This is a genomic window from Klebsiella sp. CN_Kp073 (assembly GCF_040065495.2).
Taxonomy (GTDB): domain Bacteria; phylum Pseudomonadota; class Gammaproteobacteria; order Enterobacterales; family Enterobacteriaceae; genus Klebsiella; species Klebsiella aerogenes.
The window spans coordinates 1513404-1538892 of the sequence record NZ_CM198051.1 but is presented as its reverse complement, the minus strand read 5'-3'; the positions used below and the strand labels follow the sequence as shown (position 1 = coordinate 1538892).

Annotated in this window: 29 protein-coding genes and 1 pseudogene; 9 read left to right on the top strand and 21 right to left on the bottom strand. The window is 56.3% G+C overall.

Annotated elements, in window-relative coordinates; all coding sequences use genetic code 11:
• Positions 1-58: 58 nt before the first annotated feature.
• The 3 genes from ABLV66_RS07520 to yfbV all read right to left on the bottom strand — a co-directional run bounded on the left by ABLV66_RS07520 (position 59) and on the right by yfbV (position 1765).
• Positions 59-718: a sugar phosphatase gene (locus tag ABLV66_RS07520; RefSeq protein WP_047043353.1), complete on the bottom strand. Its 660-nt coding sequence runs from the start codon at positions 716-718 to the stop codon at positions 59-61.
• A gap of 11 nt (positions 719-729) precedes the next feature.
• Positions 730-1224 (bottom strand): YfbU family protein, encoded by a 495-nt coding sequence (locus ABLV66_RS07515; RefSeq protein WP_045391472.1) that lies wholly within the window; start codon positions 1222-1224, stop codon positions 730-732.
• A gap of 85 nt (positions 1225-1309) precedes the next feature.
• On the bottom strand, positions 1310-1765 hold the full coding sequence (gene yfbV / locus ABLV66_RS07510; RefSeq protein WP_045391475.1) for a terminus macrodomain insulation protein YfbV: 456 nt from the start codon (positions 1763-1765) through the stop codon (positions 1310-1312).
• Between the two features lie 338 nt (positions 1766-2103).
• Between yfbV and ackA the strand changes: the two genes are divergently transcribed.
• A complete protein-coding gene (ackA, locus tag ABLV66_RS07505; RefSeq protein WP_045391478.1) occupies positions 2104-3306 on the top strand; it encodes an acetate kinase in 1203 nt (400 codons plus the stop codon).
• Between the two features lie 118 nt (positions 3307-3424).
• On the top strand, positions 3425-5572 hold the full coding sequence (pta, locus tag ABLV66_RS07500; RefSeq protein WP_026612251.1) for a phosphate acetyltransferase: 2148 nt from the start codon (positions 3425-3427) through the stop codon (positions 5570-5572).
• Between the two features lie 67 nt (positions 5573-5639).
• On the opposite strand, the gene yfcD is transcribed toward pta, so the two are convergent.
• Genes yfcD through yfcF form a run of 3 tightly spaced genes read right to left on the bottom strand, consistent with a single transcriptional unit; the run spans position 5640 to position 7507 of the window.
• Entirely contained in the window at positions 5640-6197 is a 558-nt protein-coding gene (yfcD, locus tag ABLV66_RS07495; RefSeq protein ID WP_015365574.1) for an NUDIX hydrolase YfcD, read from the bottom strand.
• 56 nt (positions 6198-6253) lie between these two features.
• Positions 6254-6805, bottom strand: a complete 552-nt coding sequence (gene yfcE, locus ABLV66_RS07490; RefSeq protein ID WP_348876095.1) for a phosphodiesterase — start codon at positions 6803-6805, stop codon at positions 6254-6256.
• Between the two features lie 57 nt (positions 6806-6862).
• Positions 6863-7507, bottom strand: a complete 645-nt coding sequence (gene yfcF / locus ABLV66_RS07485) for a glutathione transferase (RefSeq protein WP_047043298.1) — start codon at positions 7505-7507, stop codon at positions 6863-6865.
• A gap of 161 nt (positions 7508-7668) precedes the next feature.
• Between yfcF and yfcG the strand changes: the two genes are divergently transcribed.
• From yfcG to ABLV66_RS07455, 6 genes and pseudogenes are all read left to right on the top strand, one after another.
• Positions 7669-8298, top strand: a complete 630-nt coding sequence (gene yfcG, locus ABLV66_RS07480; protein WP_047043304.1) for a GSH-dependent disulfide bond oxidoreductase — start codon at positions 7669-7671, stop codon at positions 8296-8298.
• Between the two features lie 65 nt (positions 8299-8363).
• Positions 8364-8726 carry a dihydroneopterin triphosphate 2'-epimerase gene (gene folX, locus ABLV66_RS07475; RefSeq protein WP_015365570.1) on the top strand — a complete coding sequence of 121 codons (363 nt, stop codon included), beginning with the start codon at positions 8364-8366 and terminating at the stop codon, positions 8724-8726.
• A 21-nt stretch (positions 8727-8747) separates the two neighbouring features.
• The gene (locus ABLV66_RS07470; protein WP_045391489.1) at positions 8748-9641 is read left to right on the top strand and encodes a TIGR01777 family oxidoreductase; all 894 of its coding nucleotides are present in this window, start codon (positions 8748-8750) and stop codon (positions 9639-9641) included.
• 213 nt (positions 9642-9854) lie between these two features.
• The gene (locus tag ABLV66_RS07465; RefSeq protein WP_348876097.1) at positions 9855-10109 is read left to right on the top strand and encodes a hypothetical protein; all 255 of its coding nucleotides are present in this window, start codon (positions 9855-9857) and stop codon (positions 10107-10109) included.
• 3 nt (positions 10110-10112) lie between these two features.
• The gene (locus tag ABLV66_RS07460) at positions 10113-10667 is read left to right on the top strand and encodes a DNA-binding protein (RefSeq protein ID WP_320482568.1); all 555 of its coding nucleotides are present in this window, start codon (positions 10113-10115) and stop codon (positions 10665-10667) included.
• A gap of 75 nt (positions 10668-10742) precedes the next feature.
• Positions 10743-11298: pseudogene (locus ABLV66_RS07455) on the top strand (GNAT family N-acetyltransferase).
• Here the strand turns inward: ABLV66_RS07455 and hisP are convergent.
• The 5 genes from hisP to argT form a co-directional block, all read right to left on the bottom strand.
• On the bottom strand, positions 11279-12052 hold the full coding sequence (gene hisP / locus ABLV66_RS07450) for a histidine ABC transporter ATP-binding protein HisP (RefSeq protein ID WP_015365566.1): 774 nt from the start codon (positions 12050-12052) through the stop codon (positions 11279-11281). The pseudogene ABLV66_RS07455 and the gene hisP sit on opposite strands and share 20 nt — an antisense overlap.
• A 7-nt stretch (positions 12053-12059) precedes the next feature.
• Entirely contained in the window at positions 12060-12776 is a 717-nt protein-coding gene (locus tag ABLV66_RS07445; protein WP_015365565.1) for an ABC transporter permease, read from the bottom strand.
• Positions 12773-13459: a histidine ABC transporter permease HisQ gene (locus tag ABLV66_RS07440; RefSeq protein ID WP_045391496.1), complete on the bottom strand. Its 687-nt coding sequence runs from the start codon at positions 13457-13459 to the stop codon at positions 12773-12775. The genes ABLV66_RS07445 and ABLV66_RS07440 overlap by 4 nt, the downstream gene beginning before the upstream one ends.
• A 66-nt stretch (positions 13460-13525) precedes the next feature.
• Complete coding sequence (gene hisJ, locus ABLV66_RS07435; protein WP_015365563.1) at positions 13526-14308, bottom strand: histidine ABC transporter substrate-binding protein HisJ; 783 nt, start codon at positions 14306-14308, stop codon at positions 13526-13528.
• 267 nt (positions 14309-14575) lie between these two features.
• Positions 14576-15358: a lysine/arginine/ornithine ABC transporter substrate-binding protein ArgT gene (gene argT, locus ABLV66_RS07430; RefSeq protein WP_348876098.1), complete on the bottom strand. Its 783-nt coding sequence runs from the start codon at positions 15356-15358 to the stop codon at positions 14576-14578.
• A 49-nt stretch (positions 15359-15407) separates the two neighbouring features.
• Here argT and ABLV66_RS07425 point away from each other — a divergent pair, with 49 nt between their 5' ends.
• Complete coding sequence (locus tag ABLV66_RS07425; protein ID WP_161801912.1) at positions 15408-15536, top strand: hypothetical protein; 129 nt, start codon at positions 15408-15410, stop codon at positions 15534-15536.
• 110 nt (positions 15537-15646) lie between these two features.
• On the opposite strand, the gene ABLV66_RS07420 is transcribed toward ABLV66_RS07425, so the two are convergent.
• The 10 genes from ABLV66_RS07420 to pdxB form a co-directional block, all read right to left on the bottom strand.
• Positions 15647-16219 carry a UbiX family flavin prenyltransferase gene (locus ABLV66_RS07420; protein ID WP_047043317.1) on the bottom strand — a complete coding sequence of 191 codons (573 nt, stop codon included), beginning with the start codon at positions 16217-16219 and terminating at the stop codon, positions 15647-15649.
• 126 nt (positions 16220-16345) lie between these two features.
• Positions 16346-17863, bottom strand: a complete 1518-nt coding sequence (purF, locus tag ABLV66_RS07415; RefSeq protein WP_047043320.1) for an amidophosphoribosyltransferase — start codon at positions 17861-17863, stop codon at positions 16346-16348.
• Positions 17864-17896: 33 nt separating this feature from the next.
• A complete protein-coding gene (cvpA, locus tag ABLV66_RS07410) occupies positions 17897-18385 on the bottom strand; it encodes a colicin V production protein (protein WP_015706172.1) in 489 nt (162 codons plus the stop codon).
• A gap of 220 nt (positions 18386-18605) precedes the next feature.
• Positions 18606-19301, bottom strand: a complete 696-nt coding sequence (gene dedD / locus ABLV66_RS07405; RefSeq protein ID WP_348876100.1) for a cell division protein DedD — start codon at positions 19299-19301, stop codon at positions 18606-18608.
• Positions 19291-20559 carry a bifunctional tetrahydrofolate synthase/dihydrofolate synthase gene (folC, locus tag ABLV66_RS07400; protein ID WP_348876101.1) on the bottom strand — a complete coding sequence of 423 codons (1269 nt, stop codon included), beginning with the start codon at positions 20557-20559 and terminating at the stop codon, positions 19291-19293. Before folC ends, dedD begins: the two co-directional genes overlap by 11 nt.
• Positions 20560-20622: 63 nt before the next feature.
• On the bottom strand, positions 20623-21537 hold the full coding sequence (accD, locus tag ABLV66_RS07395) for an acetyl-CoA carboxylase, carboxyltransferase subunit beta (protein WP_015365554.1): 915 nt from the start codon (positions 21535-21537) through the stop codon (positions 20623-20625).
• A gap of 199 nt (positions 21538-21736) precedes the next feature.
• Complete coding sequence (locus tag ABLV66_RS07390) at positions 21737-22396, bottom strand: DedA family protein (protein ID WP_047066227.1); 660 nt, start codon at positions 22394-22396, stop codon at positions 21737-21739.
• Between the two features lie 51 nt (positions 22397-22447).
• Positions 22448-23260 (bottom strand): tRNA pseudouridine(38-40) synthase TruA, encoded by an 813-nt coding sequence (gene truA, locus ABLV66_RS07385; protein WP_032708800.1) that lies wholly within the window; start codon positions 23258-23260, stop codon positions 22448-22450.
• Positions 23260-24273, bottom strand: a complete 1014-nt coding sequence (locus tag ABLV66_RS07380; protein WP_045364476.1) for an aspartate-semialdehyde dehydrogenase — start codon at positions 24271-24273, stop codon at positions 23260-23262. Before ABLV66_RS07380 ends, truA begins: the two co-directional genes overlap by 1 nt.
• A gap of 62 nt (positions 24274-24335) precedes the next feature.
• On the bottom strand, positions 24336-25472 hold the full coding sequence (pdxB, locus tag ABLV66_RS07375; RefSeq protein WP_348876102.1) for a 4-phosphoerythronate dehydrogenase PdxB: 1137 nt from the start codon (positions 25470-25472) through the stop codon (positions 24336-24338).
• Between the last annotated feature and the right edge of the window lie 17 nt (positions 25473-25489).

The following is a 25489-nucleotide window of genomic DNA, read 5'->3' as shown; positions in this document are numbered from 1 at the left end:
AGAGGGAGCCGAAATTGTGGCACAAAAAGCCCCGGCAACGCGGGGCTAAGTCATGAGATTATGCTTTAAGATTCACCTGAACATTGCCATCCGCCTGCCGCTCAATGCGCAAGCTTTCGAGGGTCGTCAGCACCAGATCGGCCTCATCAAGGCGCGGCGCATCGGCCGGAACGTTGACGGCGATGGTGCGGCATCCGGCAGCCAGCCCGGAAAGCAGCCCCGCCGGCGCATCTTCCACCACCGCGCACTGTTGTGCCGGTATGCCCAGCAGTTCGGCGCCGAGCAGATAGGCATCCGGCGCCGGTTTCCCCTTCTTCACCTGCTCGGCGGTAACGAACACTTTCGGCATCGGCAGACCTGCCGCGCGGTGGCGGGCGTGAGCAACCGGAATGGAACCCGAAGTCACGATAGCCCACGGGATCCCCGCTTCATTAAGCGTATTCAGCAAGCTTAACGCGCCCGGCAGTGCGACAATGCCGTCGATATCGGTGGCTTCAATCTGCTCAAGGAAGCGGAACTCGGCCTGAATATCCTCTTCGCTGCGCCCCGGCATAAAATGACGAATCGAAGTGATGGCCTGTTTACCGTGAATGAAACCGAGAATCTCATCGTGCGGAATGCCGAAACGATCGCCCCATTTACACCATGAACGCTCGACCACCGGCAAAGAATCCACCAGCGTCCCGTCGAGATCGAACAGGAAACCTTTACACTGCACGGGCACCTCCATCAGGCATTGATAATTTGGTTAATTTCGTTACTACTCAAGTGATACTGGCGCGGGCAGGAGTGCCAGGCGGCCAGCATACGCTGGTATTTTTCCCACATCGGCGTCTGCGAGTTAAAGCCGTGAGTACCGGCATCGAAGTGGCTATAGCGCCCTTCTACATTGACCATAAAGCGCACGTAGCCGAGATAGCGGGCCTCGGTGGCGACGTCAAAACCAAGGAAGGTCACCCGACGTTCATCGATAGCGGAGGCGTCCTTCAGGTTGGTCCACGAAACGTGCAGCGCGTGGTACATCTCCATGATATCGATAATGGTCCGGCAGGTTTCTTCCGTCAGTTGGCCAAATTCGCGGTCCAGCTCGCGCATTTGCAGCCCATATCCACGCTCGATGATGGTCTGTAGACGGCGGTAACGTTCGGCGTTGTCCGGGTCGAGCATAGTCATCATCTTGTACTGATTGGACAAAATCAGACGCTGCGCATTGGTCATTTCCATTTTTGACTCCTGTAGCACTTACGGCGTGAAATAAAGAAGGCGCATAAATCATGCGCCTTCTTTTATATGCGTTTTCCGTATGGAATTACAAATCATCAAGGAAAGTTTTATCCAGTTGTTTGAAGGCGCGCTTAAGCGTGTCAGCCAACGCCTGGTAATCCGGCTTGCCGTCAACCGGCGCTAACGCCTGCCCGGCCTCTTGTAATTTGCCGCGCACTTCATAAAACCAGTTCAATATTGATGGCGGTAATGGCGTCACGGAACGCTTGCCCAACCACCACAGTCCCTGCATCGGCAGGCTTAAGGCAAACAACGCGGTGGCGACGGCCGGGCCAAGCTGGCCGCCGAGCGCTATCTGCCAGCATAAGGTGAAGACCGCAACCGGCGGCATGATGCGAATCGCGTAGCGGGTAGCGCGAATAATGCGGTTTTCGACAAACACCGGCGCCAATCGCTTATCGAGGGGCCAGGTCTTCGCATAGTGCTGCCCGCGACGAAACAAGCTGAAAAAGCTAACGGGGCGATTCTCAGGGGTCGACATGGCTATACCTCAACTTTACATATAAAACTTAAAATTTTCGTGCAAAACACCAACTGTGCATGACAACGTTCAAAAGATTTTGGCAATGGATGCGGCAATCAGGTATCCTGTGCCCACCTGAGAGGGCGGTTAGACCCTTTTACCAGGTTAGTCAAATTATCGCATATTCTGCTGCTGGCGGAAAATTATGCAAAATGACATAAAATCATATGTACTTCCCTCATCGTGCCAGAAAACAGAACAAGGCATGATGTTAATCATAAATGTCGATGTCATCCTGCGCTACGCTTTGTGACACACTGATGTTTTTTTAGCCACGTATCATAAAAGGTACTTCCATGTCGAGTAAGTTAGTACTGGTTCTGAACTGCGGTAGCTCTTCCCTGAAATTTGCTATCCTGGATGCCGTTAACGGTGACGAATATCTCTCCGGTTTAGCCGAATGTTTCCATCTTCCTGAAGCCCGTATCAAATGGAAAATGGACGGCGGCAAACACGAAGCTGAGTTAGGCGCAGGCGCCGCTCACAGTGAAGCGCTGAACTTTATCGTTAACACTATTCTGGCACAAAAACCAGAACTGTCAGCACAGCTGACCGCAATTGGCCATCGTATCGTTCACGGCGGTGAAAAATACACCAGTTCCGTTGTCATCGACGATTCCGTTATTCAGGGCATCAAAGACTCCGCTTCCTTCGCACCGCTGCACAACCCGGCGCACCTGATCGGTATCGCTGAAGCGCTGAAATCCTTCCCGCACCTGAAAGACAAGAACGTTGCCGTGTTCGACACCGCGTTCCATCAGACCATGCCGGAAGAGTCCTACCTGTACGCCCTGCCGTACAGCCTGTACAAAGAGCACGGCGTACGTCGTTACGGCGCGCACGGCACCAGCCACTACTATGTGACTCAGGAAGCCGCTAAGGTACTGAACAAGCCGGTTGAAGAACTGAACATCATCACCTGCCACCTCGGCAACGGTGGTTCCGTTTCCGCTATCCGTAACGGTAAATGCGTTGATACCTCCATGGGTCTGACCCCGCTGGAAGGTCTGGTGATGGGTACTCGCTCTGGCGATATCGACCCGGCGATCATTTTCCACCTGCACGACGCGCTGGGTATGAGCGTAGATGCTATCAACAAAATGCTGACCAAAGAGTCCGGCCTGCTGGGTCTGACCGAAGTCACCAGCGACTGCCGCTACGTTGAAGACAACTACGCGGATAAAGCTGACGCTAAGCGCGCAATGGACGTTTACTGCCACCGCCTGGCGAAATACATCGGTTCTTACACCGCGCTGATGGACGGTCGTCTGGACGCGGTTATCTTCACCGGTGGTATCGGTGAAAACGCCGCGATGGTTCGTGAACTGTCCCTGGGTAAACTGGGCGTTCTGGGCTTCGAAGTTGATCACGAGCGTAACCTGGCTGCCCGTTTCGGTAAGTCTGGCTTCATCAACAAAGAAGGCACCCGCCCTGCCGTGGTTATCCCGACCAACGAAGAGCTGGTTATCGCTCAAGACGCACACCGTCTGACCGCTTAATTCCACACCGCCAGCGATAACCCTGACGTCTTCGAGTTACCACTTGAAGCATGACGGTAAGCTGGCGGTGCTGTTTTGTATCCCGCCTAAAACTGGCGGTAACGAAAGAGGATATATCGTGTCCCGTACTATCATGCTGATCCCTACCGGAACCAGCGTAGGCCTGACCAGCGTCAGCCTCGGTGTTATCCGCGCTATGGAACGCAAAGGCGTTCGCCTGAGCGTCTTTAAACCTATCGCCCAGCCGCGTTCCGGTGGCGATACTCCAGACCAGACTACCACCATCGTTCGCGCCAGCTCTTCAACGACGACTGCCGCTGAGCCGATGAACATGAGCCACGTTGAGTCGCTGCTGTCCAGCAACCAGAAAGACGTGCTGATGGAAGAAATCATCGCCAACTACCATGCCAACACTCAGGATGCTGAAGTGGTGCTGGTTGAAGGCCTGGTCCCGACCCGTAAACACCAGTTCGCTCAGTCTCTGAACTACGAAATCGCGAAAACGCTTAACGCGGAAATCGTCTTCGTGATGTCCCAGGGCACCGATACCCCGGAACAGCTGAACGAGCGTATTGAACTGACTCGCAACAGCTTCGGCGGCGCGAAGAACACCAGCATCACTGGCGTTATCGTTAACAAACTGAATGCTCCGGTTGATGAACAAGGCCGTACCCGCCCTGACCTGTCCGAAATCTTCGACGACTCATCTAAAGCGAAAGTCGTGAAGATCGACCCGGCCCAGCTGCAGAACGGCAGCCCGCTGCCGGTGCTGGGCGCGGTGCCATGGAGCTTCGATCTGATCGCCACGCGCGCTATCGACATGGCGCATCACCTGAACGCGACCGTGATCAACGAAGGTGACATCAATACTCGCCGCGTGAAGTCCGTAACCTTCTGCGCGCGCAGCATTCCGCACATGCTGGAGCACTTCCGTCCGGGTTCTCTGCTGGTGACTTCCGCAGACCGTCCTGACGTACTGGTCGCGGCCTGCCTGGCGGCGATGAACGGCGTAGAAATCGGCGCTATCCTGCTGACCGGCGGCTATGAAATGGACGCGCGCATCAGCAAACTGTGCGAACGCGCTTTCGCCACCGGCCTGCCGGTGTTCATGGTTAACACCAACACCTGGCAGACCTCTCTGAGCCTGCAGAGCTTCAACCTGGAAGTACCGGTTGACGATCACGAGCGCATAGAGAAAGTTCAGGAATACGTTGCCAACTACATCAACGCCGACTGGATCGAATCGCTGACCGCGACCTCCGAGCGCAGCCGTCGTCTGTCTCCGCCGGCCTTCCGCTACCAGCTGACCGAGCTGGCGCGTAAAGCGGGCAAACGCGTCGTTCTGCCGGAAGGCGACGAACCGCGTACCGTTAAAGCGGCGGCCATCTGCGCCGAGCGCGGTATTGCTACCTGCGTGCTGCTGGGTAACCCGGATGAGATCAACCGCGTTGCGGCCTCTCAGGGCGTAGAGCTGGGCGCTGGTATTGAAATCGTCGATCCGGAAGTGGTTCGCGAAAGCTACGTGGCGCGTCTGGTCGAACTGCGTAAGAACAAAGGCATGACCGAAGCGGTTGCGCGCGAGCAGCTGGAAGATAACGTGGTTCTCGGCACCCTGATGCTGGAACAAGACGAAGTTGACGGCCTGGTATCCGGCGCGGTTCACACCACCGCCAATACCATCCGTCCGCCGCTGCAGCTTATCAAAACGGCGCCGGGCAGCTCGCTGGTCTCTTCCGTATTCTTCATGCTGCTGCCGGAACAGGTTTACGTTTACGGCGACTGCGCGATCAACCCGGATCCGACTGCAGAACAGCTGGCGGAAATCGCGATTCAGTCCGCTGATTCCGCGATTGCCTTCGGTATCGAACCGCGCGTGGCGATGCTCTCCTACTCCACCGGCACCTCCGGCGCAGGTAGCGATGTAGAAAAAGTACGCGAAGCGACTCGTCTGGCGCAGGAAAAACGTCCTGACCTGATGATCGACGGTCCGCTGCAGTATGATGCCGCAGTGATGGCTGACGTAGCGAAGTCCAAAGCGCCGAACTCTCCGGTAGCTGGACGCGCGACCGTGTTCATCTTCCCGGATCTGAACACCGGTAACACCACTTACAAAGCCGTACAGCGTTCCGCTGACCTGATCTCCATCGGGCCGATGCTGCAGGGTATGCGTAAGCCGGTAAACGACCTGTCCCGCGGCGCGCTGGTAGACGATATCGTCTACACCATCGCACTGACGGCGATTCAGTCTTCTCAGCAGCAGAAATAATCTCCCGCTGAGACAAAAAAGGCAGCCAAATGGCTGCCTTTTTTATGACGCTAACACGTAAAGGAAATTACGCTTCGTCTTCTTCCGGCTCGTCGCGATCGTGGCCGGTATTGCCCGCGTTACGGGTCATCCACAGCGCCAGCGCTTTCAGTGAATCGGCGGTGAACTCATCGCAGCGCGCGGTGATCTCTTCCGGCGTCAGCCAGCATACTTCGCTGACCTCTTCTTCCTGCAGGGCGAACGGGCCATGAGAAACACAGCTAAACAGGCTTCCCCAGACGCGGCAGTGTTTATCTTCGTAGTAGAATTGGCCGTGATCGGCAAAAGGCACGCCCGCAATCCCCAGCTCTTCTTCCGCTTCGCGGCGCGCGGAGTCCAGCAGCTGTTCATCCGCCTGCACCACGCCGCCGGCGGTCGCATCCAGCATGCCCGGCATGAAATCTTTGCTCTCGGTACGGCGCTGCACCAGAATCTTGCCCATCCCATCATGAACCACAATATAGGTCGCGCGGTGACGCAGACACTGCGCGCGCATCTGCTCGCGGCTGGACTGTGCTATCACCTCATTGTTTTCATTAACAATATCGACCCATTCTGTGCTTGCCAAATGCTTCTGTTCCGCCATCAGGAAACCTTACTTTTAAGCGCTCTCGCGGCGCGTCTTTACGATTGAGGGGTAAATTACGGGTAAATTGCGGCCTCTGCAATAACCTGATTATCTTTGAGTGCGAAAACCTGCAGCCGATCATCTTCCAGCATGCCGTAGCTGGCGGCAAAGCCGCCTTTCGGGATGCTCACAGAACCAGGATTGAAGAGGAAAATATCGCCGCGTTTCTCGGCAACCGGAATATGAGTATGACCATAAGCCAGTACATCGCCAGCGACGAGCGGCGGCAAATTATCAGGACTATAGAGATGACCGTGGGTCAGAAACAGGCGGTAGCGTTCGCTGAGCACCTGCTGCCAGGGGGCGGTAATGGGGAAATGCAGCAGCATTTGATCGACTTCGCTATCGCAGTTACCGCGGACGGCGATAATCCGCTGCGCGACGCTGTTCAGCCGCTCGGCGACCTGCGCCGGCGCATACCCTTCCGGCAGCGCGTTGCGCGGCCCGTGATTAAGCACATCGCCGAGGATAACCAGCCACTGCGCCCCGCTCTGCGCGAAGCGTTCCAGAACGCGTTCGGTCGCAGGCAGCGAGCCGTGAATATCGGATGCGAACATCAGTTTCATATCAACCCCTTACCAGACAATACGGTCTGTCTATGATAACGGAACTGCCTGCGCTTATCAGCCGCTACGTTTAGCCGACAGTGCGGCATAACGCTGAACAGATGCCCGCTGCCACTGGAAGGTTGCGTAGTCCGCCAGCGCTTCCGGCACCTCGTCGCCGTTCAGCACCAGACGGTTTAGCATCAGTGCAAGATCGGCATCGGCGATACACCATTCGCCAAACAGATTCTGCCCGCCATGCGCCAAAAGCGCGCCGGCGGTAGCAAAGAGTTTAGCCGCGCTGGTTTGCCCCGCGGCGCTCAGCGCCGGCTTCTTCACACCGCCAAACACCACATCGGTGGAACGTTCTTCGCGTATGGGCATCAGATCGCTGCGCAGCCAGGCCTGCACCTGCCGCGCCCGCGCGCGTTTTTGCAGGTCGTGCGGATACAAGCGCTCCCACTCCGGCGGCGCAAAGCGTTCATCAAGGTATTCGGTAATGGCCGAGGATTCGCTCAGCGAAAAATTATCCACTTCCAGCAGCGGCACGCGCCGTGTCGCGGAGTAGCCCTTCCAGCCTGGCTGCAGATGCTCGCCGCTGTCGAGATTGACGGTCTTAAGAGTGAACGGCAGGCTTTTTTCCTGCAGCGCCACATACACGGACATCACATAGGGGGAGAAAAAATCGGCATCGGACCACAGGGTAATAACAGGCTGATTCATAACATCCTCAATGAAGCCAGGGGGAGATAAATCAACATAGCTGGTCTGCTATAAGATGTCACTGGCAGCCGCATGAGGATTTCGCAATATAATCTTTGCCCCGCGATTGCGCAGGTCGCCTATACTCGAAACGTTTGCGACCTTCGATGGCGGGAGACCTCATGATCGATCTTTACTACGCACCCACCCCCAACGGCCACAAAATCACTCTTTTTCTCGAAGAGGCGCAGCTGGCCTATCGCCTGATACGCGTCGATATCGGCAAAGGTGAACAGTTTCGCCCGCAGTTTCTGGCTATCTCGCCAAATAATAAGATCCCGGCGATCGTTGACCACGTTCCGGTCGACGGCGGCGCGCCGTTAAGCCTGTTTGAGTCCGGAGAGATCCTGCTCTATCTGGCGGAAAAATCGGGAAAATTACTGAGCGGAGAGCTGCGCGAACGGCATACCACCCTGCAATGGCTGTTCTGGCAGGTCGGCGGTCTGGGGCCGATGCTTGGGCAAAACCACCACTTTAACCATCACGCGCCTCAGGCTGTCCCCTACGCCATTGAACGCTATCAGGTCGAAAGCCAGCGTCTGTATGGCGTAATGAACCGGCGTCTTGAAGCCAGTCCATGGTTGGGCGGCGAGCACTACAGTATCGCCGATATCGCCTGCTGGCCATGGATTAACGCCCACCAGCGCCAACGCATCGATCTTAGCCAGTTCCCGGCGGTGCATAACTGGTTTGAACGCATCCGCCAGCGCCCGGCAACGCAACAAGCGCTACTCAAAACGCAACAGTATTAATCCCCTGCTCGCAGGGCGTGCTTTGATGTATGATTGCGGAAATTACTACACGGAGGAAGCCTGCAATGTCTCAGCCAGACGCCATTATTCGTATTAAGAACCTGCGCCTGCGTACTTTTATTGGAATCAAAGAGGAAGAGATCGCCAACCGTCAGGATGTGTTGGTGAATGTGGTGATTCACTATCCGGCCGATAAGGCTCGCGACAGCGAAGACATCAATGATGCCCTGAACTATCGCACCATTACTAAACGCATCATCAGCCATATCGAGAATAACCGCTTCTCGCTGCTGGAAAAATTAACCCAGGATGTGCTCAATATCGCATGCGAACATCACTGGGTCACTTATGCTGAAGTAGAGATCGATAAACTTCACGCGCTGCGCTATGCCGACTCAGTATCGATGACTATGAGCTGGCGGCGCTAAAACGTTTGTAAGGGAGGCGGTATGAAAATCCTGCTCACTGGCGGTACCGGGCTCATTGGTCGGCATCTTATTACCAGGCTGCTGGAACTTGGGCACCAACTCACGGTTTCCACCCGCAACCCTGAACGCGCGAAAGCCCGTCTCGATCCCCGCGTCACGCTGTGGCGCGGTTTCGAGGGGCAAAACAACCTCGATGGCTTTGACGCCGTCATTAACCTTGCCGGTGAACCGATCGCCGATAAGCGCTGGACGGCAGAGCAAAAAGAGCGCCTGTGCCACAGCCGCTGGGACATCACCCGCCAGCTGGTCGCGTTATTTAAAGCCAGCGAAACACCACCCTCCGTGCTGATTAGCGGTTCCGCTACCGGCTATTACGGCGATCTCGGTGAAGTCGTGGTGACCGAGGAAGAGCCGCCGCACAATGAATTTACCCATAAACTTTGCGCCCGCTGGGAGCAAATCGCCTGTGAGGCGCAAAGCGATCGCACGCGCGTGTGCCTGTTGCGCACCGGCGTCGTCTTAGCGCCGCGGGGCGGGATCCTGGCCAAAATGACGCCCGCGTTTAAGCTCGGCCTGGGCGGACCTATCGGCGACGGTCGCCAGTATCTGGCGTGGATCCATATCGATGATATGGTGAACGGTATTCTGTGGCTGCTGGATAACGATCTGCGCGGCCCGTTCAATATGGTCTCGCCCTATCCCGTGCGTAACGAACAGTTTGCCCACGCGCTCGGCCACGCGCTTAATCGCCCGGCGATTTTCCGCGTTCCCGCCGCCGCCATTCGCCTGCTGATGGGGGAATCCTCGGTACTGGTGCTCGGCGGCCAGCGCGCGCTGCCAAAACGCCTGGAAGCCGCCGGCTTTAGCTTCCGCTGGTACGATCTGGAAGAGGCGCTGAAGGATGTGTTGGGCTAGGTAGATAAACGGGGAGTAACGGCTCCCCGTTCTCTTCCCAGGGGCGGAAGCCGCCTCGCAAATCGTTAATTCCTCGTTCTCCTTGCTACGCTTCTTGTGAAGCGCATTCCAACCGCAAAAATATACTCCTGCCATAACGTCCTGACGAGGAATATACCCTCAAAACACGTTGACACCCGTCAACACTCTTTTTATTCTGAGCAGGATTTAACGATGAAGGAACATCCGGTCAAACATATCAGGATGGCGATTGCCACGGCGCTGGCGCGGGGGTGGATATTGCTGCCTGCAGGTAAAAGCGCTCATTGCTTTGGACGTCTCGTCTGCGGCGTGGCTGAACACCGTGAACATATGATGAGCATTTGGTCGACGCCCGCCGTCCCTGAAAACCACGCCCGGCAAATAATCAGAATGGTCGAACGGTGTCCCATCCCGGCTACCGCGCGCATCACGCATAAGGAACGCTAAACGATGCCGATATTTAATTTTACGCTGACGCTGTCCGGCGTCACCAGTCAAACGCCCGGACTGGAAGATGCGCTCTTTGCCGCAGGCTGTAGCGACGCTCTGGTCTGCTTTTACGGTACCGCGGTCTACCTCGAGTTCGATCGCGAGGGCCAATCGCTGGAACAGGCGGCGCTGTCCGCCATCCGCGATGTAGAAACCGCCGCGCTGCCAGATATCCGCGTGGAGTCCATCGATTCGACATTGGTCGGGCTGAGCGATATCGCCGAACTTATCGGCGTCTCCCGCCAGGCGATCGCGCTATTAAAAGAGGGCGCTCGCGGCAGCGGGCGGTTTCCCGGCCCCGTACAGCGTGTGAAAGGCACTTCCCCTCTCTGGCGCTGGAAATCCGTCGTTGAATGGTTAGTCGCGGAAAAGCGCATCGCCGCCGATTCGCCGATGGTGGCTAACGCCCAACTGCTGGATAGCCTCAACCTGGCGCTACAGCTTCGCCGTTCACCTGAAAATCACCGCGTGCAGCGCTACCTGCAGAGTCTGAGCGCCACGTCACCCACGGGCTGATTCGCGAGGACGAGCATGTTACCCGGCGCAGCATAGTGGTAAAGTAGGCTTTCGTTTTAGCTGATTAATCGCTTTATGACTACGATAACAACGCCCCGCCTGTTGCTTTCCCGCTTCACTCCGGCCGATTGGCCCTTTTTTCTGCGTCTGCGTCAGGATCCTGACGTCATGCGTTACATGGGTGAGGTGTTAAGCGAAACGGCGCTACGCAGCGTGTTTGAATGCCGCTGCGAAGATACCGGCGTCTTTGTGTTGCGCGATTCGGCCGGCACGCCGCTGGGAGATATTGGTCTGCGCATCAGTACGAAAAATCCGCACGAGGCCGACGTCGGCTACGCGCTACTGCCGCAAGCGCAGGGCCAGGGCTACGCCAGCGAAGCGCTGCGCGCGATTTGTGATTACGGCTTTACCACCCTTGGCATCCACGCCATTAATGCCTGGGTGCTGGGAGATAACCTGGGGTCGTCGCGGCTGCTGGAAAAGCTGGGTTTTGTACGCATTCAGGTGCTGGAACAGGCCTACCACCTCAACGGCGTGGATTACGATGATTGGATCTACCGACTGGAGCGTTAAGTCATTCCCGGCGAGCAAACCCGCCGGGATAGAGGCGATTACTTCAGTGAACCTTTAAGGAACTGCTGCAGGCGCTGGCTTTTCGGGTTGCCGAACAGCTCGTCGGGATGCCCTTCTTCTTCGATTCTTCCCTGATGGAGGAAAATCACGTGTGAAGAGACGTGGCGGGCAAAGCCCATTTCGTGGGTGACGACCACCATGGTTTTCCCCTCTTCCGCCAGTTTTTGCATAATACGCAATACTTCGCCCACCAGCTCCGGATCAAGTGCCGAGGTCGGCTCATCAAACAACAGTACGTCCGGCTCCATCGCCAGCGCCCGCGCGATGGACACGCGCTGCTGCTGACCGCCGGAAAGATGTACCGGATATTTGATCTGCTGGCGTTCATCGATGCCGACTTTCGCCAGATACTTCACCGCCCGCTCGCGCGCTTCCTGTTTGTTGAGGCCGAGCACCTGAATCGGCGCCTCCATGACGTTTTCCAGTACCGTCATGTGGCTCCACAGGTTGAAGTGCTGGAACACCATCGTCAGTCGCGTGCGCAGCAGACGCAGCTGGTTTTTATCCGCTACCTTCAACTGGCCGTCTTTATCGCGCACCAGGCCAATATTCTGCCCGTTGACGATAATCGTTCCTTCGCTTGGCTTCTCAAGAAAGTTAATGCAGCGCAGGAAGGTACTTTTACCGGAACCCGATGAGCCGATAATACTAATCACGTCTCCGGCCTTCGCTTTCAGCGAGACGCCTTTCAGCACCTCGTGCTCGCCGTAACGTTTATGCAGATCGATAACGCTTAATTTATTGTCGGTCATGGCTTTCTCAGTGCGTCGAAGAAGGTTTGATATGCTGCAGCCAGCGCTTTTCCGCCTTGCGGAACAAGCTAATCAGCACATACGAAATAATTAAGTACAGTACCGCGGCGATACCGAAAGCGGTAAACGGCTGATAGGTCGCCGAGTTAATATCGCGCGCGATTTTCAGCAAATCCGGCACCGTGGCGGTAAACGCCAGCGCCGTCGAGTGCAGCATCAGAATGACTTCGTTACTGTACGCGGGCAGCGCAATACGTAGCGCTGAGGGCAAAATAATGCAGCGGTACAGCTTAACTGACGAAAAGCCGTAAGCCCGCGCGGCCTCAATCTCGCCCGGCGCCACCGAACGAATCGCCCCGGCAAAAATCTCGGTGGTGTAGGCGCAGGTATTTAAGGTCAATGCCAATACCGTACAGTTCAGGCCGCTGCGGAAAAACGCATTCAACAGATCGCTGCCTTTGACGATTTCCAGCGTATACATCCCGGAGTAAAACACCAGCAGCTGCACGTACAGCGGCGTGCCGCGGAAAATATAGGTAAACAGCCAGATCGGAAACTGGATGTATTTATTGCTCGATACGCGCCCGATGGCGAGAAACACCGCGAGGATGCCGCCCATCACCACTGAAGCAATCAACAGCCACAGGGTGATCGCCACGCCGGTAAAACGGTAACCGTCGGTCCACAGCAGGGATTTCCAGTACTCCTGAATAATTTCAATCACAGGTCAGCCCTCTTCACACCCACGGAGTAGCGGCGTTCAAGCAGCAGCAGCACACCATTGGAAATCGTGGTAAACACCAGATAGATCGCCCCGCAGACGATAGCGAAATAGAACGGCTGCCAGGTACTTTTGCCCGCCAGTTGCGTTGCCTTAACCACGTCTTCCAGACCGAGCAGCGACACCAGCGCGGTGGCTTTGAGAATCACCTGCCAGTTGTTGCCGATGCCGGGCAGCGCATAGCGCATCATCGCCGGAAACAGGATGCGACGGAACGTCTGCCAGCCGCTGAAGCCAAATGCCGTCGCCGCTTCAATATGGCCTTTCGGCACCGCCAGAAACGCGCCGCGGAAGGTTTCAGTGAAGTACGCTCCATAGATAAAGCCGAGGGTAATAATACCGGCAATCATCGGATCAATATCAAATTGCGCCATGCCGAATGCATCGGTGATGCTGTTAAGGGCGATTTGTAGCCCATAGAAAATCAGCAGCATCAGCACCAGATCCGGCACCCCGCGGATCAGCGTGGTATAGCCTTCAAACACCAGCGCCATAGGCCGGTTGGCGGATAGTTTCGCCCCCGCGCCCACCAGCCCGATAAGGACCGCCAGCACCACCGAGCTAAGCGCCAGCTCAAGGGTGACCAGCGCGCCCTGAAAAATAACCTGTGAGAACCCGTACAGCATGCTGTCTGCCCTGTCTGTCATCGATCGCCGCACGTGAAAACGCGTGCGGCGAGGTACTAACGATGATTAGTCGCCGTACACGTTAAAATCGAAATATTTCTTCGCCAGCTTGTCGTAAGTGCCGTCTTTACGCATCTCGGCGAAAGCTTTATTTAGCGCCTCACGCAGCTCGGTGTCGTCTTTCCGCAGACCCATGCCGGTACCGACGCCAAACAACTTCTCATCCTTAATGGACGGGCCGCCAAACTGATAATCTTTGCCAATCGGTTGTTTGAGGAAACCTTCGCTGGCGGCGACCTCATCCTGGAACGCGGCGTCAATACGGCCCGCGGTCAGGTCGGAATAGATATTGTCCTGGCCCTGATAGGAGACAATTTCAATGCCTTTCGGCGCCCAGTGCTCGTTGCCGTAGGTTTCCTGAGTGGTGCCCTGCAGCACGCCAATGCGCTTGCCTTTCAGCTTGCTCAGGTCTGGCGTAATATCGCTGCCCTTTTTCACCACCAGACGGGAATCAGCGGCATAAAGTTTGTCGGTGAAAGCAATTTCCTGCTGGCGCTTTTCGGTGATCGACAACGAGGACATAATCGCATCGATTTTCTTCGCTTTTAACGAGGGGATCAGCGCATCCAGCGGGTTTTCAACGAAGGTACATTGGGTATTGATACGCTTACACAGCTCTTTCGCCAGATCGATGTCAAAACCAATCAATTGACCCTGCGCATTCTTCGATTCGAACGGCGCATAAGTAGGATCGGTACCAATACGGATTTTCTGTGGAATGGCTGCGAATACCGTGGAAACGCTGGAAAGGGCCAGCGCCAAAGAAAGAGACAACGCCAGTTTTTTCATAATTCTCCTCAACAGACTGTCATTCTAACGGGTTTATTAGAAGCACTTACGCCAGTTATCGTGCCATTATTCGCCCTGCCAAGGCAAAGCAAAATGCGCATGAAAGCAGATTTTTTTGCATCAGAAACGCTTAACTATGCACTTTCTGAACAAAGAAAAACCGCTATCGCCCCATTCTGGTGCAAGCCATTAACCGCTTGCACCTATCAAGGGCAACAATAACCGCGTCGCAATGGAGCGGCCTGGCATAACCAGACCGCTACAGTCTTAATCGCCGTAGACGTTAAAGTTGAAGTATTTCTTCGCCATTTTGTCGTAGGTGCCGTCTTTACGCATCTCACCCAGCGCTTTGTCGAAAGCGGCTTTCAGCTCGCCATCTTCTTTGCGCAGGCCGATGCCGGTACCATCGCCGAAGTATTTTTTGTCTTTAACGGAAGGGCCGGTAAAGGCGTAATCTTTACCGGCAGGTTGTTTGAGGAAACCTTCGCTGGCCGCGACTTCATCCTGCAGCGCCGCATCGAGACGCCCGGCGGCGAGGTCGGAATAGATCAGATCCTGGTTGGCATAGGCGACAACATCCACGCCCTGGCTGCGCCAGCGTTCGTTGGCATAGGCCTCCTGAGTAGAGCCCTGCAGTACGCCAACATGCTTGCCTTTCAGCGACTCCAGCGTCGGCTGAATCGGCGAGCCTTTTGCCGCGATCAGACGAGAGTCTGCCGCGTACAGCTTGTCAGAGAACGCAATCTCCTGCTGGCGTTTTTCGGTAATCGACAGCGACGAGATAATCGCGTCGATTTTCTTCGCTTTCAGCGAGGGGATCAGCGCGTCAAAATCGCTGCCCACCCAGGTGCACTTCACCTTGATACGCGAGCACAGTTCATTGCCCAGATCGATGTCAAAGCCAATAAAGTTGCCCTTCGAATCCTTCGACGAGAAAGGCGCATAGGTGGTATCGGTGCCGATGCGGATACTTTGCGGCAGCGCCGCAGATACGCTGGCGGCGCTACTGATTCCCATGATTAACGAGAGAGCCAGGATCGTCTTCTTCATAGAAAGCCCTTAAGTGTCGTGATGTTGTTATGTTGTGCGCTGTCTGGTTATGTGTGTTGCCGACGGTTCTTGCAGGTTTTATGCCATTTTCCCGGTGCGTGCCGGTAACAGCGTTAAATTTGTTAATATAAAGTTGCAAGATTGTCTTAGAAGGGAAGATACCAGCATTAACGGATAAACCGCAGCGGCAAAACGCAAAAAAACAAATTAAATGTCGAGGATTTGATCAGGACAACAAAAATGCACCAGTGGAAGGCAAAGGTAAATAAAATGCACCAAACGGGTGCATCAGGCCCCGCCCTGCCAGCGGGTAAACAGGTCCTGCGGCAGGTCAATATCAAACTGATCGATAACCCGGTTAACCGTCTGATTAATCACATCGTCCAGCGTCTGGGGACGATGATAGAAGGCCGGCACCGGCGGCATGATCACCGCGCCCATTTCCGCCGCCTGCACCATTAAACGCAGATGCCCAAGGTGGAACGGCGTCTCGCGTACGCAAAGCACCAGCGGGCGGCGCTCTTTTAACACCACGTCCGCTGCGCGGGTCAGCAGGCCGTCGGTATAGCTATTGACGATGCCGGAGAGCGTTTTCATCGAGCACGGTAGAATAACCATCCCGCTGGTTTTAAACGAGCCGGAGGAGATGCTGGCGGCGATATCGCGCGCGTCGTGTACCACATCGGCCAGCGCCTGCACTTCGCGCAGCGAGTAGTCGGTTTCCAGCGACAGCGTCTGACGCGCCGCCTGGCTCATTATCAGATGGGTCTCGACCTCCGCGACGTCACGCAGCACCTGTAGCAGTCGTACGCCGTAAATCGCGCCGCTGGCGCCGGAAATGCCGATAATGAGTCGTTTCACGATGTTATACCCCTTGCGCATAGTGCCGCAGACTTTGCCGGATTATAGTCTCCGACGCAACCTGGCGGGTAAAAATAAAAAGGCCCGCGGTCTTCGAAAGACGGCGGGCCAGCAACAAGGGACCAATTAGCCTTCGTTATGCATCTCTAAGTTTTCAACTTCGGTTTGCAGTTGCACCGCTTTCGCATCGTCGTTACGCAGAGAATCAAGATAATCGAGATACTGTTGGTCAACGTCTTTGGTGACGTACACGCCGTTAAAGACAGAACACTCGAACTGTTGAATGTCCGGGTTCTCGGCGCGTACCGCTTCGATCAGATCGTCCAGATCCTGGAAAATCAGGCCATCGGCGCCGATGATCTGGCGGATCTCGTCAACTTCGCGACCGTGGGCGATAAGCTCGTTGGCGGTCGGCATATCAATACCGTAGACGTTCGGGAAGCGAATTTCCGGCGCCGCGGAGGCCAGATACACCTTTTTCGCCCCCGCTTCGCGCGCCATTTCGATAATCTGTTCAGAGGTGGTGCCGCGAACGATAGAGTCATCCACCAGCAGCACGTTCTTATCACGGAATTCGGCGCGGTTGGCATTCAGCTTCCGGCGCACGGATTTACGGCGCAGCTGCTGGCCCGGCATGATAAAGGTACGACCAACATAGCGGTTTTTGACGAAGCCCTGACGATACGGTTTATCAAGGATACGGGCAATCTCCAGGGCGATATCGCAGGAGGTTTCCGGGATCGGAATAACGACATCGATATCCAGATCTTCCCACTCACGGGCAATTTTCTCGCCAAGCTTCGTGCCCATGTTCACGCGGGCGCTATAGACGGAAATCTTGTCGATAAAGGAGTCCGGACGCGCGAAATAGACGTATTCGAACAGGCATGGGTTGCTGACCGGGTTTTCCGCGCACTGACGGGTAAAAAGCTGGCCTTTCTCGGTGATGTAAACCGCTTCGCCCGGCGCGACGTCGCGCAGAAATTCAAAGCCCAGAGTATCCAGCGCCACACTTTCGGAGGCGACCATATACTCGGTGCGGCCATCGCCGATATCGCGCTTGCCGAGCACCAGCGGACGAATACCGTTCGGGTCGCGGAAGGCGACCATGCCGTGGCCGATAATCATCGCCACGCAGGCGTACGCGCCGCGGATCTGGCGGTTCGTCGCGGCAATCGCGGCGAAAATGTTATCGGCTTCCAGCGGGTAATGACGGAAATTATCCAGCTCGCTGGCGAAGATATTGAGCAGAATTTCGGAATCGGAGGTGGTGTTGATGTGGCGGCGTTTTTCTTCAAACAGCTTTTGACGCAGCTCGTGGGCATTGGTCAGGTTGCCATTATGGGCCAACGTAATGCCGTACGGCGAGTTAACGTAAAAAGGCTGCGCTTCAGAAGCGCTGGAACTGCCTGCCGTTGGGTAACGGACGTGGCCAATCCCCATATTTCCCTGCATACGCTGCATGTGGCGCGCTTCGAACACATCGCTCACCAGTCCGTTGGCTTTACGCAAACGGAAGCAGTTATTTGCATCAATGGTGATGATGCCCGCGGCATCCTGCCCACGATGCTGAAGCACCGTTAACGCGTCATAAATCGACTGGTTTACCGGCATAACACCGGCGATACCGACAATACCGCACATACGTCTTTTCCTCGTTAAGCTACATCCCAACGCTTATGCTTTGGGCAAGAAACTTGACGAGCTCTGCAGATAGTCAAAGAACCATCTGATAACGAAACTGAACTGCGGGATAAGCTCAGACTTTTGCCAGTCTTCACTTTTTGCCATACCGGTGAAGCTGTCGAGAAAGAACAGAATAGCGGAGACGATCAGCACGCCGCGCAGGGCGCCAAAACAGATCCCCAACACCCTGTCTGTTCCTGACAGACCGGTTTTCTCTACCAGAGCGCCTATCACATAGTTAACGATAGCGCCGACGATAAGCGTTGCGATAAACAATATCGCGATAGCAATCCCATTTCGGACCAGTTCGTCTTCAAAGCCCGTGAACCAGACAGCCAGGTAAGTGTAGTAATGACTGGCGACAAAGAAGGCACATCCCCATGTCACCAGCGATAACGCTTCACGAACAAAGCCGCGGATAAGGCTAACCAAACAGGAAAAACCAATTACCGCAATAATGGCGTAATCAATCCAGACCATATACATCCCACGATTTTACGCCCTGTCGTCCAGTTCGGGGCGCATTCTAACAGAAAAAGAAAACGTTTGCGTAGGGATTTCCGTGCCCTACAGAAATAAAAATGGCGCTGAAAAAACATTCAACGCCATACTGCCTGACGCCTCTTCAGGGCGTATCCGGCAAGGGTTTCAGCAGGTTAACCCGCTTGCTGGCTCACCCAATCGGAGCGGATATGGTTTTTTAATTCGGGCTATATCCCATGACCACGCCGCTCAGGCCAGAAATTTGCTGCAGCTCGCCGAGTTGCCCCTTCAGCTTGTCTTTCGACGCATCCGGCCCCACCAGAATACGGGTAATTTTACCCTGAACCGGGGTGGATGGCGATGTCCAGGCTTTAAAGCCCGAGGAACGCAGTTTACCCACGATTTCGTTAACCTTATCGGCATTCTTCAACGCCCCTAACTGCACCACATAGGCTTTTCCGGTCGGCGCCGGAATAGCGGCCTGCTGCTGTTGCGGCTGTGGTTGCGGCTGCGGTTTCGCCGGAGGCGGCGTCTGCGCGACCTGCTGCTGCGGTTTCTCAACCGGCTTCGGCTGTGGTTTCGGTTGCGGCTTGGCGGCCACCACCGGCTCCTGAACTTCATCGAAGCTATTGTTGTTTACCGGGATGCGCGACGGATCCAGCGATGGCGCTGCGGCGTCTCCCGCTCTCACCTCTTCCGCGGCGCCTTCCGGCGGCTGCGAAGGCAGCGCCTGGGTAGCCGCCGGCAGCATATCCGGCTCATCGCGATCGCCCGGCTTCGGCACCAACGGGATCGCCGCAAATTCATCCTGATAATGTTTTTTCTGACCGTCGAGCAGACCCGGGAGAATAATTACCCCCAGCGCTACCAGTACAATCGTCCCGACTAAACGGTTCTGAAACTTACTCGCCACCGATTCTCCCCGCGTCTATCTCTTCCATTACATGCGCTACCGTGTGGAAGGAACCACACACCAGCACCGTATCTTCGGCTTTGGCATCCGCCATGGCGGCATGCCACGCCTGGGCTACGCTGTCATAACTTTGCCCTGCGCGCAGATGCGCAATGAGCTGATCCGCCGTGGCGCCGCGCGGCCCTTCCAGCGGCGCGCAGTACCACGCGTCTACTTCAGGCGCCAGATTCGCCAGGGTTCCGGCGATATCTTTATCATGCAGCATACCAATAACCGCCAGTACGCGCCCCGTTTTCGCTAAGGTTTTGAGACGCCCGGCGAGATAAGCCGCCGCATGCGGGTTATGCGCGACATCGAGGATCACCCGCGGCGCATCGCTGATAATCTGAAAACGCCCCGGCAGCATGGCGTGATGGATGCCGTCGCGCAGCGCCTGTTCAGCGACGTTAAGCCCGCTGGCGCGTAGCGCCGCCAGCGCCGTCGCGGCGTTCGGCAATGGAACCTGCGGCAGCGGCAGCCCTGCCAACTCGCCCTGACCATCGCTAAAGTTCCATGACTGGCCAGTCACGCTATAACGCCAGTCGTGGTCGCGGCGCAGCAGCGTCGCGCCCTTTTCATCCGCCACGTCGGCAATCGTCTGCGGCATATCGGGTTCGCCCACCACCGCCGGTTTGCCGGCGCGGAAAATACCGGCTTTTTCACGGCCAATGCTTTCACGATCCGGCCCCAGCCAGTCGGTATGATCCAGCGCGATGCTGGTGACCACCGCCACGTCGGCATCGACGATATTCGTGGCGTCCAGGCGCCCGCCGAGGCCCACTTCGAGGATAACCACATCGAGCTGCGCCTGCTTAAACAGCCATAGCGCGGACAGCGTGCCAAATTCAAAATAGCTCAGCGAAATATCGCCGCGTGCCGCTTCGATTTCGGCAAATGAGGCGGTATGCGCCGCTTCCGGCAGCTCTGCGCCCTGAATGCGCACGCGCTCGGTATAGCGCACCAGATGCGGCGAACTATACACGCCAACTTTATAACCCGCCGCCATCAGCACGGATTCCAGCGTCCGGCAGGTGGTGCCTTTGCCGTTGGTACCCGCCACGGTAAAGACAAACGGCGCCGGTTTTAGTATCGCCATCCGTCCGGCGACTTCGCTCACCCGCGAAAGCCCCAGATCGATGGCTTTACTGTGCAGATGCTCCAGATAAGAAAGCCACGTAGCCAGGGGCGACGTGGCCTGAGGAATAGGATCTTTTTCCATGATGTCCGCGAGAGTTAACGGTAAAAAAAAGGGCAGCGCCTGTCGGCCCTGCCCTCTGCATTATCAGGCCTCTGGTTCCTGATCCGGTACCGGTGGCACCACCTCGCCTTCGTGAGGCGCATCGGCCTGCGGCGAAGGAAGATTCATCAGTTTCGCCAGGATGCTGGCTAATTTCAGACGCATTTCAGGACGACGGATAATCATGTCGATCGCCCCTTTCTCAATCAGGAACTCACTGCGCTGGAATCCCGGCGGCAGCTTCTCACGCACGGTCTGCTCGATAACGCGAGGACCGGCGAAGCCGATCAGCGCTTTCGGCTCGGCGATATTAAGATCGCCCAGCATCGCGAAGCTCGCGGAGACGCCGCCCATGGTCGGGTCGGTCAGCACGGAGATGTACGGTAAACCGCGTTCCTGCATTTTCGCCAGCGCCGCAGAGGTCTTCGCCATCTGCATCAGCGACATCAGCGCTTCCTGCATACGGGCGCCGCCGGAAGCGGAGAAGCAGATTAGCGGGCAGTTGTCTTCCAGCGCCTGCTCAACCGCACGGACGAAACGCGCGCCGACAACGGAACCCATCGAACCGCCCATAAAGGCGAATTCAAACGCCGCCGCCACGACAGGCATGCCGTGCAGGGTGCCTTTCATCACCACCAGCGCGTCTTTCTCGCCGGTCTCTTTCTGTGCAGAGGCCAGACGGTCTTTATACTTTTTCGAATCGCGGAACTTCAGCACATCCTTTGGCTCGAGCTCGCTACCCAGCTCCACGAGAGAACCTTCGTCCAGCAGGCTATGCAGGCGATTGCGCGCCGACATACGCATGTGGTGATCGCACTTAGGGCAAACCTCCAGGTTGCGCTCCAGCTCTGCGCGGTACAGTACCTGACCGCAGCTGTCACACTTGGTCCATACACCTTCAGGAATACTTGCCTTACGGGTGGGGGTTATATTGCTTTTAATTCGTTCAATCCAGCTCATTGATAACCTTTCTACCTGAACCTGGTCGATGCCAGTTTTGTCGCAAGGGGCGCATAATGCCACTTTTGCCCCTCACAGACCATGAATGTTGCACATTAAATCATAACATCCCGTAACATGGGATAAAAAAGTGGTCGAACCGCTCACACTTTGCGCGCCGAACGTCATAGCAACGCCCGGCGAAAATGCCGCTAAGGGCTTATTTAGCCTGCTTTGCCGCCGCCCGGCGATGGCGAATCACTTCGATAACACCTGGCAGTACCGACAGGACGATAATCGCCACGATCAGCAGCTTCAGATTTTCCTGCACGATCGGCAAATCACCAAACAGGTACCCGGCATAGGTGAACAGCAGTACCCACAGCAGCGCGCCTACCACGTTATACGCCGCAAAATGACGATAGGACATGTGGCCCATTCCCGCCACAAACGGCGCAAAGGTTCTGACGATCGGCACAAAACGCGCGAGGATGATGGTTTTGCCGCCGTGGCGTTCATAGAAGGTATGGGTTTTGTCGAGATAGCTGCGACGGAAAATCTTCGAGTTCGGATTGCTGAATAGCTTTTCGCCGAACAATCTACCGATGGTGTAGTTCAGGGCATCGCCAACAACGGCGGCAATGACCATCAGCGTGACCATCAGGTGTACGTTGAGATCGTTAGTTGGCAGCGCGGAGAGCGCGCCGGCGACGAACAGCAGAGAATCTCCGGGCAGGAACGGCGTCACCACCAGGCCGGTTTCGCAGAACAGAATCAAAAACAGGATGGCGTAAACCCAGACGCCATACTGTGCGACCAGCTCCGCAAGGTGCACATCAATATGCAGGATGAAATCAATCAAAAAATGAATCAGGTCCATATTTGTCTTAGCCTTTAGTGACAACCGCCCCCTGTTACGGGGGCGCTGATATTAGTCCGCCAAAAATAGCGGGCCCATCGGCATTACCGGCAGATCGAAATGGGCCGGATAATCCACCGACACCAGATACAATCCTTCCGCTTTCGCCGTCGCGGCAGCCAGAGTCCGGTCCTTCGCCGCCAGCAGTTCTGCAATCCAGCTCTCTGGCTGGTTTCCGGCGCCTACTTCCATCAGGCTACCGACGATGTTCCTTACCATATGATGAACAAAAGCGTTCGCCTTGATATCCACCACCACATAAGCCCCGTGACGGGTCACGTTGATATGCATCACGTTACGCCACGGCGTGCGCGACTGACATTGCACCGCGCGAAACGAGGTGAAGTCATTCTCGCCAATTAAACACTGCGCGGCGCGATGCATCCGCCCGGCATCCAGAGGGTGGTAATAATGCGTCACCCCCTGGCTTAACACCGCCGGACGCAGGCGGTGATTATAGATGACGTAACGGTAACGACGGGCCGTCGCGCTGAAGCGGGCGTGAAAATCGTCCGCAACATGCTTCACCCAACGCACGGCGATGTCACCAGGTAAATTCGCATTTACGCCCAGCGTCCACGCGGCGTCTTTACGCTGAGCGCGGGTTTCAAAGTGCACCACCTGGCCGGTACCGTGTACGCCGGCGTCGGTACGCCCGGCGCAGAATACGTGTACCGGTTCGGCCGCCACCTGCGACAGCGCCTTTTCCAGCTTTTCCTGCACGCTGCGCACTTCGTTTTGCCGCTGCCAGCCGTAGTATTTGCTGCCGTCGTACTCGATGCCCAGCGCGATTTTATACACCGGCTGCTGCTGTGCTTCAGACATCAGTACAAATACTCCTGAACCAGCTTCTCGGCGATTTTCACCGCCATCAGCGCGCCGCCAAAGCGCACGTTATCGGCAACCGACCAGAACTGAATCTGCTCGGGCATGCCGTAATCGTTATGCACGCAACCGATGGACAGACGCGCGTTACCGGAAGCATCGCCGACCTGCGTCGGGAACTCGCCCTCTTCAGAAAGCTCGATATCCTCGCCGCGGGTAAAGGCGTCGCGCGCCTCCTCCGCCGCTAGCGGACGCAGCGCTTCAAAATTCACCATCTGCGCATGACCATAGAAGACCGGCGATTGCACGACGCTCGCGGAAATCATCAGGCCGTCATCCTGGAGAATTTTGCGCGCTTCATCGACGATACGTCGTTCTTCGCGCACGCTACCTTCGCGATCCGGCAGAATCGGCAGCATGTTGAATGCCAGCTGGCGACCAAAGAAATCGTCTTCATCAATCGGAATACCGTTCAGCAGCTTCGCGCTCTGCCCCGCCAGCGCATCGACCGCTTTTTTCCCCTGCGCCGAGGCAGAAAGCAGATTGGTAACGGTAATACGCGACAGGCCGCCATCATCGATCAGCGGTTTCAGCGCCGTCAGCAGCTGGCTGGTCAGGCTGTTTGGTACCGCAATCACGTTACGGTTGCGGTAGTCGCCGAGCACGAACGGGTTAACGTCCGGCACCACCAGCGGCACGTCCGGCTCCAGCGCGAACAGGCCGCTGAGATCGATAACCAGACAACCGGCGTTGGTGGCTTCTTCGACATACGCCGCGCTGGCTTCGACACCTGCGGCGAAGAAAGCCAACTGGGCCTGGGTCCAGTCAAATTCGGCGGCGTCCTGCACGATGACCGATTTGCCACCATAACGCAGATGTTCGCCCGCGCTTTCATTGCGCGCCAGCGCATAAATTTCGCCTACCGGAAACTGGCGTTCAGCAAGGGTTTCAAGCAGGGCTTCGCCTACGGCGCCGGTTGCGCCCAGTACGGCAATATTCCAGCCTTCAGACATGGTGGTGTACTCCAGAAAATAGCGACCCTGCCGGATTATCCGACAGGGGCATTAAGAAGATATTAACGAACAGGATGATGTACGGCATTAAAACCGAGCTGACGCAGCAGCGTCGCTGCTTTTTCATCGCTGCACTGTACGTACAGGGACGACCATTCGCGGCGTTCCTGATAATTTTTACGCAGCTTGTCGAATTCGCCGGCAATGCCTGCCACTTTACGCAGCGGCGCATCATCGCGGCGCACATCATACACCAAATGGACCAGCCTTTTCAGCGTCGCCTGATCGAGCGGGCCGTGCAGAGTGATGCGGCCAAATTCCGGCGCCGGGAGTAGCGTATCCAGCGCCACCTGCTGCGGATGGCCAATGAACGCGCTATAGGCTTCAAACACCTGAGTGGTGCCGCGCGCTTTGCCTTCAAGGGTATAACCGGCGATATGCGAGGTACCGATATCGACACGCGTCAACAACTCGGTATTCAGATCCGGTTCGGGTTCCCAGACGTCGAGCACCACGCTCAGTTGCTGCCCGGCCTGCAAGCGCTTGAGCAGCGCCGCGTTATCCACCACCGGGCCACGGCAGGCGTTAATCAGAATAGCTCCCGGCTGCAGGCGGCTAATCAGCGCTTCATTGGCCAGATGCAGCGTTTTATACTGTCCGTCTTTAAACAACGGCGTGTGGAACGTCAGGATATCCGCCTGCTGCACTAACTCGTCCAGGCTGCGGAAATCGCCTTCATCGCCGCGATCGGCGCGCGGCGGATCGCAGAGTAACGTTTTAATTCCCAGCGCTTCCAGACGTTTTTGCAAACGCCCGCCAACGTTGCCGACGCCGACGATACCGACGGTGCGGTCAGCCAGCGCGAATCCATCGCGCTCGGCGAGCATCAGCAGCGCCGAGAAAACATACTCCACCACCGCGATCGCATTACAGCCCGGCGCGGCGGAAAAGCCAATCCCCGCCTGCTGCAGCCACGCTTGATCGACATGATCGGTGCCTGCGGTGGCGGTGCCGACAAACTTAATCGTCTTACCGGAGAGCAGCGCTTCGTTCACCTTAGTAACGGAACGCACCATCAGCGCGTCGGCGTCGGTTAACGCTTCCTGCGGAATGGGACGACCGGGAACGGCCTGCACGTCTCCCAAACGGCTAAAAAGCTCACGCGCATAGGGCATATTTTCATCAACGAGGATTTTCACGGTTCAGTACCTGTCTG